Origin of the sequence: Kitasatospora sp. NPDC059812 (genome assembly GCF_042732075.1) — a bacterium.
Classification (GTDB): Bacteria; Actinomycetota; Actinomycetes; order Streptomycetales; family Streptomycetaceae; genus Kitasatospora.
This window is the reverse complement of the sequence record NZ_JBHWIO010000106.1, coordinates 1-7,181: the sequence shown is the minus strand read 5'-3', so window position 1 is coordinate 7,181 and position 7,181 is coordinate 1. Positions and strand designations below refer to the sequence as shown.

Annotated in this window: 8 protein-coding genes; 4 read left to right on the top strand and 4 right to left on the bottom strand. The window is 75.5% G+C overall.

Translation table 11 applies throughout. The annotated features are described in order from the left end of the window. Positions 1–237: 237 nt before the first annotated feature. Positions 238–1,215, top strand: coding sequence for a sigma-70 family RNA polymerase sigma factor (locus ACFV6D_RS34280; RefSeq protein WP_380335752.1), 978 nt, complete (start codon positions 238–240; stop codon positions 1,213–1,215). On the opposite strand, the gene ACFV6D_RS34275 is transcribed toward ACFV6D_RS34280, so the two are convergent. Further along, positions 1,123–1,497 (bottom strand): STAS domain-containing protein, encoded by a 375-nt coding sequence (locus ACFV6D_RS34275; RefSeq protein ID WP_380562679.1) that lies wholly within the window; start codon positions 1,495–1,497, stop codon positions 1,123–1,125. The genes ACFV6D_RS34280 and ACFV6D_RS34275 overlap by 93 nt on opposite strands. A 204-nt stretch (positions 1,498–1,701) precedes the next feature. On the opposite strand from ACFV6D_RS34275, the gene ACFV6D_RS34270 reads away from it, so the two are divergent. Then, positions 1,702–2,193 carry an NUDIX domain-containing protein gene (locus ACFV6D_RS34270; protein WP_380335756.1) on the top strand — a complete coding sequence of 164 codons (492 nt, stop codon included), beginning with the start codon at positions 1,702–1,704 and terminating at the stop codon, positions 2,191–2,193. 61 nt (positions 2,194–2,254) lie between these two features. Here the strand turns inward: ACFV6D_RS34270 and ACFV6D_RS34265 are convergent, their stop codons facing one another. The 3 genes from ACFV6D_RS34265 to ACFV6D_RS34255 form a co-directional block, all read right to left on the bottom strand. Further along, complete coding sequence (locus ACFV6D_RS34265) at positions 2,255–3,004, bottom strand: Clp protease N-terminal domain-containing protein (protein WP_380562677.1); 750 nt, start codon at positions 3,002–3,004, stop codon at positions 2,255–2,257. 196 nt (positions 3,005–3,200) lie between these two features. Continuing rightward, positions 3,201–3,941: a tyrosine-protein phosphatase gene (locus ACFV6D_RS34260; RefSeq protein ID WP_380562675.1), complete on the bottom strand. Its 741-nt coding sequence runs from the start codon at positions 3,939–3,941 to the stop codon at positions 3,201–3,203. A gap of 194 nt (positions 3,942–4,135) precedes the next feature. Then, positions 4,136–4,846, bottom strand: coding sequence for a VC0807 family protein (locus ACFV6D_RS34255; RefSeq protein ID WP_380562673.1), 711 nt, complete (start codon positions 4,844–4,846; stop codon positions 4,136–4,138). 205 nt (positions 4,847–5,051) lie between these two features. On the opposite strand from ACFV6D_RS34255, the gene ACFV6D_RS34250 reads away from it, so the two are divergent. Then, a complete protein-coding gene (locus ACFV6D_RS34250) occupies positions 5,052–5,924 on the top strand; it encodes an RNA polymerase sigma factor (protein ID WP_380562671.1) in 873 nt (290 codons plus the stop codon). After that, the gene (locus ACFV6D_RS34245) at positions 5,921–7,063 is read left to right on the top strand and encodes a hypothetical protein (protein ID WP_380562669.1); all 1,143 of its coding nucleotides are present in this window, start codon (positions 5,921–5,923) and stop codon (positions 7,061–7,063) included. Before ACFV6D_RS34250 ends, ACFV6D_RS34245 begins: the two co-directional genes overlap by 4 nt. Positions 7,064–7,181 lie beyond the last annotated feature (118 nt).

The following is a 7,181-nucleotide window of genomic DNA, read 5'->3' as shown; positions in this document are numbered from 1 at the left end:
GCGCACCCCCCGCGTCCGTCGGCCCCCCCGGCCCCGGGGGGCCCCCCCCCCCCGGCCCCCGCCCCCCCCCCCGCGCGGGGGGGGGGGGCGGGGGGGCCCGCCCCCCCCCCCCGACGCGTGCTCGGAGGGTGTCCGGGGTGGTTCGCGGCCGGTGCTGGGGGGCGCCGGGCGGTTGTCAGTGGGCTGGAGTACCTTCGTGCCGTTCACCAGCACGGGGCGGGACGACGGGGGCGCACCATGACCGACCTGATCACGGAGGAGCCGGTCGAGCTCCAGTTGGAGCGGTACCGGACGGAGCTGACGGGCTACTGCTACCGGATGCTCGGCTCGGTCTTCGAGGCCGAGGACGCGGTGCAGGAGACGATGGTCCGCGCCTGGCGGGGCCACCGCGGCTTCGAGGGCCGCGCCGCGCTGCGCTCCTGGCTGTACCGGATCGCCACCAACGTGTGCCTGGACGCGCTGAACGGCCGCAACAACCGGGCCCGCCCGATGGACCTGGCCGGCCCGGTGACGGTGGCCACCGCGAGCGACACCCAGCTGCCCGAGGTGACGTGGATCGGCCCCGCGCCGGACGGCCGGGTGCTGCCCGAGACGGGCGACCCGGCCGAGGTGGCGGCCCAGCGCGAGTCGGTGAAGCTGGCCTTCGTCGCCGTGCTGCAGCGCCTCGCGCCCCGGCAGCGGGCCGTGCTGATCCTGCGCGAGGTGCTCGGCTGGAAGGCCGCCGAGGTGGCCGAACTGCTCGGCGTCACGGTGGCCTCGGTGAACAGCGCGCTGCAGCGGGCGCGCGCGGTGCTCGCCGGGGACGGCGCCGCCGCCCGCCCGGCCCCCGCCCTGGACGACGACCACCGCGCGCTGCTCGACCGCTACGTCCGCGCCTTCGAGGCGTACGACATGGACGGCCTCGCCGCGCTGCTGCACGAGGACGTCACGCTCAACATGCCGCCGTACGCGATGTGGCTGCGGGGGCAGGGCGAGATCCGGGCCTGGATGCTCGGCCCGGGCCACGGCTGCCGCGGCTCCCGGCTGGTCCCGGTGACGGCCAACGGCGCTCCGGCCTTCGCCCAGTACCGGCCGAGCCCGGCGGGCGGGCACGAGCCGTGGGCGCTGATCGTGCTGGAGGTGTCAGCGGGCCGGATCACCGGGTTCACCAACTTCCTGGACACCGACGTGCTCTTCCCGCTGTTCGGCCTCCCGCCCCGGCTGGCCGCCGAGTAGGCCCTGTTCGGGCCGCCGGAGGTCGAGGGGGTCCACGCCCCCCGGCAGCAGGGCCGCGAGCCCGCTGAACGCGAGCAGCTCCCGCAGCGGGCCGCTCGCGTTCAGCAGCACCACGCCCACCCCGTGCCGAGCGGCGGCGAGCCGCAGCCGGGCGAGGGCGTCGACGACGGCCAGGTCGGGCGCGGTCAGCGCGCCCAGGTCGCAGGTCAGGTTGCAGGTCAGGTTGCAGGTCAGGGCGGGGGTCAGGGCGGGGGCGGTCGGGGGCTTCGGCGTGGTGTCCATGCTGCTTGGACCGGCCCGGCGGCCCGGGCTCATCGGCTCCGGCGGAACTTCTCGCAGCCTCCCGGAGCTCCGCCCTGGCCGAGGAGAGCGTGGGCCTGCGCTCCGCCCGGCGTTGAACCGACGGCCCAGCGCCGAACCGACGGCCCCTGGCGGGTCGGTGGCAGAGTGGGCGGTGCAGAACCACCGTGCCCCAGGAGGATCGCAGTGACGGCTGAGCCCTTGAAGTCCCGTGAGGAATGGTTGGCGTCCCTGCCCAGGATCTACGCGGCGGCGGGCTGCCTGCTGCGGGACGAGTCCGGCCGGATCCTGATCGTGAAGGCCGGGTACCGCGAGTACTGGCAGTTCCCGGGCGGCACGATCGACCTCGGCGAGGGCCCGGTGGAGTGCGCCTCGCGGGAGTTGCTGGAGGAGACCGGCATCGTCAGGGCGACCGGGGACCTACTGGCCATCTCCTGGACCCACCCATCGTCCGAACTCGACCACCCGGCGCAGCACTTGATGTTCGACTTCGGCACCGTCCCGGACGGCACCCCCGTGACCGTCCCGGCCGGTGAACTGGACCGGCACCAGTGGGCCACCGTCGAGGAGGCGCTGGAACTCCTCGGCCCGGCCCGCTCGGTCCGGTTGCGGGCGGCGCTGGAGGCGGCCGCCGACGGCCGGGTGCGGATCGTCAGCACGCCCATCTCCGGCTTCTGAGTCCCGCCCCGGCCCAACCGACCGGCCCCGGGCGGGAGTTCCGCCCGGGGCCGGGCCCGTCTCAGGCCTGCTCGGCGTTCCGGGCGGCGATGATGGCCTTGATAGCCTCGGAGGTGAAGGTCTCCGCCTCGGACTTCTCGACGCCGAGGCCGGCGAGCACGCCCGAGCCGTTCTCCAGCTCCAGCAGGGCGAGCAGGATGTGCTCGGTGCCGACGTAGTTGTGCCCGAGCTTCAGCGCCTCGCGGAAGGTCAGTTCCAGCACCTTCTTGCCCTGCGCGTCGTACGGGATCAGCGCGGGCACCTGCTCGGTGGCGGTCGGCAGGGCGGCGGCGGCCGCCTCCCGGACGGCCTCCGGGGTGATGCCCTGGGCGGCGAGCGCCTTGAGCCCGATGCCCTCCGGTTCGGCGAGCAGGCCGAGCAGGAGGTGTTCGGCGGTGATCTCGGCGTTGCCGGCCGCCCTGGCCTCCTCCTGCGAGGCCATCACGACGCTCCGGGCCCGGTCGGTGAACCGGGCGAAGCCCTGGCTGGGGTCGAGGTCGGTGGGGGTGCCCGGGTCCTTGGGGACGAACCGCTTCTGGGCGGCCTGCTTGCTGACGCCCATGCTGCGGCCGATGTCGGTCCAGGACGCGCCGGAGCGGCGGGCCTGGTCGACGAAGTGGCCGATCAGGTGGTCGGCGAGGTCGTCGAGGTGGTCGGCGGCGATGACCGCGTCGGACAACTGGTCGAGCGCGTCGGGGTGGACCTTCTTGATCGCGGCGATCAGGTCGTCGAGGCGCAGCGGAGTGGTGTTGGGAACGACGGGATTCTCCATGCGTCAACCGTAGGTTGTCGATCCCGGGTCGTCAACCATCGGTTGACGCTACGCGTGAGTAGTCTTCGGCGACCCCTGCGGAACGGAGACGTCCGATGGGCGGGCCGCGGATCCCGGCCCTGCCCGAGGCCGAGCCGCCTCGCGAACTCAACTTCCAGGTGTCCGAGTTGCGGGAGCCGGTCTGGCCCGGAGGCCGCTACGCGGCGGGCAGCAGCCGGGCCCGGACGGCGGCGACCTCGGCAGGGGTGGCCCCGGCGGCGAGCAGGTGGCCCGCCGGGTCGAGGCCCTCCAGCGCGCCCGCCAGGGCGGCTTCGGCGGTGGTGCCGGCCTCGGCGAGCACCGCGTCGATCCGGTGGTACTGGTCCGGCAGGCCCAGCATCCCGTACAGCGGGCGGACGTTGGGGCCGCTGAGCTGGTAGTCCTCGACGATCGCGGCCCGCTCGACGCCGGCCAGGGCGAGCAGCAGCAGGGCCGCCAGGCCGGTGCGGTCGCGGCCGGCGCCGCAGTGCACGACCAGGCCGCCGGGGCGGGCGCCGGCGATGGCGGCGATCAGCGCGGCGGCGGCGTGCGGGCAGTGGTCCAGGTAGGGGCGGAGCGCGAGCGGGGTGCCGTCCAGTCGGCCGTAGGCCTCCCACCAGGCGGGGCCGGCGAGTTCGTCCAGCGGGACGCGGATCAGCTCGACGCCCTCGGGGAGCGGGAGGAGCGGCTTGTACTCCTCGGCGTTGCGCAGGTCGACCACGGTGCGGACACCGTGGTCGAGGAGGGCGTCCCAGCCCTCGGCAGTGAGGCGGTCCAGGTTGTCCGCCCGGACTATCGCCCCGCGGGCGGTCGGCCGGCCGGAGACGGTGGGCAGTCCGCCCAGGTCGCGGACGTTCAGGCAGCCGTCCCACACGAGGGTGCGGTCCTCGGTGGTGGTCAGCGCGTGCGTCCGGCTCATGGGGCCCCGTTTCCTCGACCGGGGGTCCCGTTACCCCCTCGTTATGAAGGACTCCCGGGAGATCCGGATGGTTCCGTGCTGTTCGGATCGCCGACACCCGGCGTTGGGGCCGGTTCGGGCACCGTCCGGGGGCGGTGATGCTCCCCCGGGCGGCAGGTGGATGGCCGGTAGACGGCAGACGAGCTCGGGCGGTGTCAGGCGGCGGTCGGGGCTTCGGTCTCGGCGGCGACCAGCTTCTCCATCGGATCGGCCGCGATCCGACCGAGCATCGCGCCGGCCGCGATCGCGCCGATCATGAACACGGTGGACAGCCAGGCCATGGTCGCCACCGGCAGAGTGAAGGCGCCGACCACCCGGGCGACGCAGTCGGCCAGCAGCGCGGTGCCCCAGACACCCGCGAACACCCGCTCGTGGCGCCGGAAGGCCCGGGAGCCGGCCGCCCGGCCCTCGACCAGCCGCTGCCAGGCGGCGGCTCGGTCGCGCTTGCCCTTGGTGAGGAAGGGCATCAGCACCGGGGTCATCACCGGCCGGCCGACCAGCGCCGAGATCAGGACGGCCAGCGCCACGGTGCCGCTCAGCCCGCCGTCCTTGGCGATCATCAGCCGGGCGTCGCCGGTGACGAAGGTGAGCGCCAGGCCCGCCAGGTTCACGGTCAGCATCAGCGCGGCCCACAGGTTGAGCCTGTGCTCGCGCAGCAGGCCGAGCACGGTCCGGGCGGCCGGGATGGCGCTGCTCCACGCCAGCGCGGCGAACACGCTCAGGTCGCAGACCGAGTGCAGCAGGTAGTAGCCGGCCAGCGGGGCGACCACGTCGATGGCGAGCGGGCGGAGCCCGGAGGCCGACGGGTTCGGGGTCGCGCCGGCCTCGGCGGTGGTCGCGGCGGTGATGGTGACGGTCCGGTTCACGGCGGGTTCCTTCCCTGCTGGTGGCCGCGGGCCGCTGCCCGCGTCGTGCCTCCAGTGTTTCCGTCCGACCCTCCGTCAGAGCAGTGCCGTCCGTTGCGGGATCCGCGTGACAGCTGTCATGGTGCGGGCCGTGACAGCCGCTCCGACCTGCGACTTCTCCCGGCTCGCGGGGTCGCGTTCGCCCGGATGGCCCATGATGTGGCGGGTGCAGAGTGCAGAGCGCCCCGGAGCGGGCACCGGCAGCCCCGTCGGCCGGTCCGGACCAGTCCCTTCCGTCGGCCCGCCAGCGGGTCGGGCCCCCGCTCCCGCCGATCTGACCGAGGCCGTCCGGGCCGCCCAGGCCGGGGACGAGGAGGCGTTCCGGCTGCTGTTCCGGACCGTCCAGCCGGGCCTGCTGCGCTACCTGCGGGTCCTGGTCGGCGGCCGCCCCGAGGACGCCCAGGACGCCGAGGACATCGCCTCCGAGACCTGGCTGCAGATCGCCCGCGACCTGGGCGGATTCTCCGGTGACGGGGACGGCTTCCGCGGCTGGGCCGCCACCGTCGCGCGCCACCGCGCGCTCGACCACCTGCGCGCCCGGCGCCGCCGCCCGGTCGCCGACCTGCCCTTCGAGTACCTGGCCGGGCTGGCCGCCGGGGACGACACCGCGGGCGCCGCGCTGGCCACCGTCGGCACCGCCGACGCGCTGGCGCTGATCTCCCGGCTGCCGCGCGACCAGGCCGAGGCCGTCCTGCTGCGGGTGGTCATGGAGCTGGACGCCGAGAGCGCCGCCCGGGTGCTCGGCAAGCGGGCCGGCAGCGTCCGGATGGCCGCCCACCGGGGGCTGCGGAAACTGGCCACGCTGCTGGAGCAGTCCTTCGCGGCCGGGGTCGGGATCCCCGCCGCGCGCGAGGCCGAACCGGCCGTGCGGCGGCCCGGCCGGCGCCGTACCGAGGGACCTGTCGAGGAACCCGCCGAGGAAACCGCGGGGAAGGCCGCCGGGAAGCCCACGGGGAAACCCGCGGGAAAGCCTGCGGGAAAAAGTTCTCCGCAAGGTGTGACAGAACGCCGGGCCGCGACGCTGAAGGACATGAGATGAGCACCAACCGATCCCGTCGGATCGACCGTGACGCTGCCGAGCATCTGCTCGGCGGTGCCGTGGGCGGCCCGCCGGCCGGGCAGGACGCCTCGCTCACCGGACCGGACGGCGGTCCCGGGCCGCTCGCCCGGATCCTCGCCGCGGCCGCCGCCCCGGCGACGGCCGACGAACTGGCCGGGGAGCAGGCCGCCCTGACCGCGTTCCGGGAGGCGCGTCTCACGCCCGACCCCGTAGTGACCACACCCGTCCGGAGACGATCGATGGCAACCGCCGCGCTGGCCAGGGCCTTCAGCACGAAGGCCACTGCCGCCGTGCTCGGCGCCACCGCGCTGTGCGGGGTCGCGGTCGCCGCCGGTACCGGCAACCTGCCGTCCCCGCTGGGCGGCGGGTCCGGCGCGCCCGAGCACGCGCTCGCCGCCGCGGGCGGGCCCTCCGGCAGTGCGCCCGGCACCGCGTCCGCCGATGCGTCCGCGGATGCGTCGGCCGGTTCGTCCGCCACCTCGCCCGGCAGTGCCGCGCCCGGCACCTCGTCCGTCCGCCCGTCTGGCGGCTCCGCCTCGGGCGGCCCGCAGTTGGTCGGACCGTCCACCGCCGCGAAGCCCGGCACCCCCTCCACCGATACCGACGGCGACGGCGACGCCGAGGGGCACGGCGCCCGGCCGCTCGCGCCCGGACTGGTCGCCCTCTGCCACGGCTTCGCCGACTGGTCGGGCCGGGGCGAGCGGTCACCGGCCACCGAGCCGCGGTTCGGCCCGCTGGTCGCGGCGGCCGGCGGGGCGGAGAAGGTGGCGGACTACTGCGCGCAGGAGCTCGGCGACGAGGACGACGACCGTCCGGGTGCCACCGCACAGCCCCACGAACCCGGCCGGCCCACCCCCGGCCCTGGCGTGGGCAAGGGGAACACCGAGGACGGCCGGGGCAACGGGCAGGACAAGAACAAGGGCAACGGCCAGGACAACGGTCAGGACAAGGGCCAAGAGAAGGGCCAGGACAAGGGCAACGGCGGCAACGGGGCCAAGCCCGGCCGGTCCGGCGTGACCGTCCCGGCGCCGCCGAGCGCGCCGCCCCTGCCCGACGTCCGCCCGAGCAGGACCGACCGGCCCGACCGGCCCGACGACAGCCAGTCGGGCCGGAGATAACCCAGGAACTCCGGGTGGGCGGCGGGCGACTCCCCCCCGGCGCGCCGCCCCCCCCGACCGCACCACCCGCAGTTCCGCACCACCCCCAGTACCGCGCGGCAGGACCACCCGAAGACCC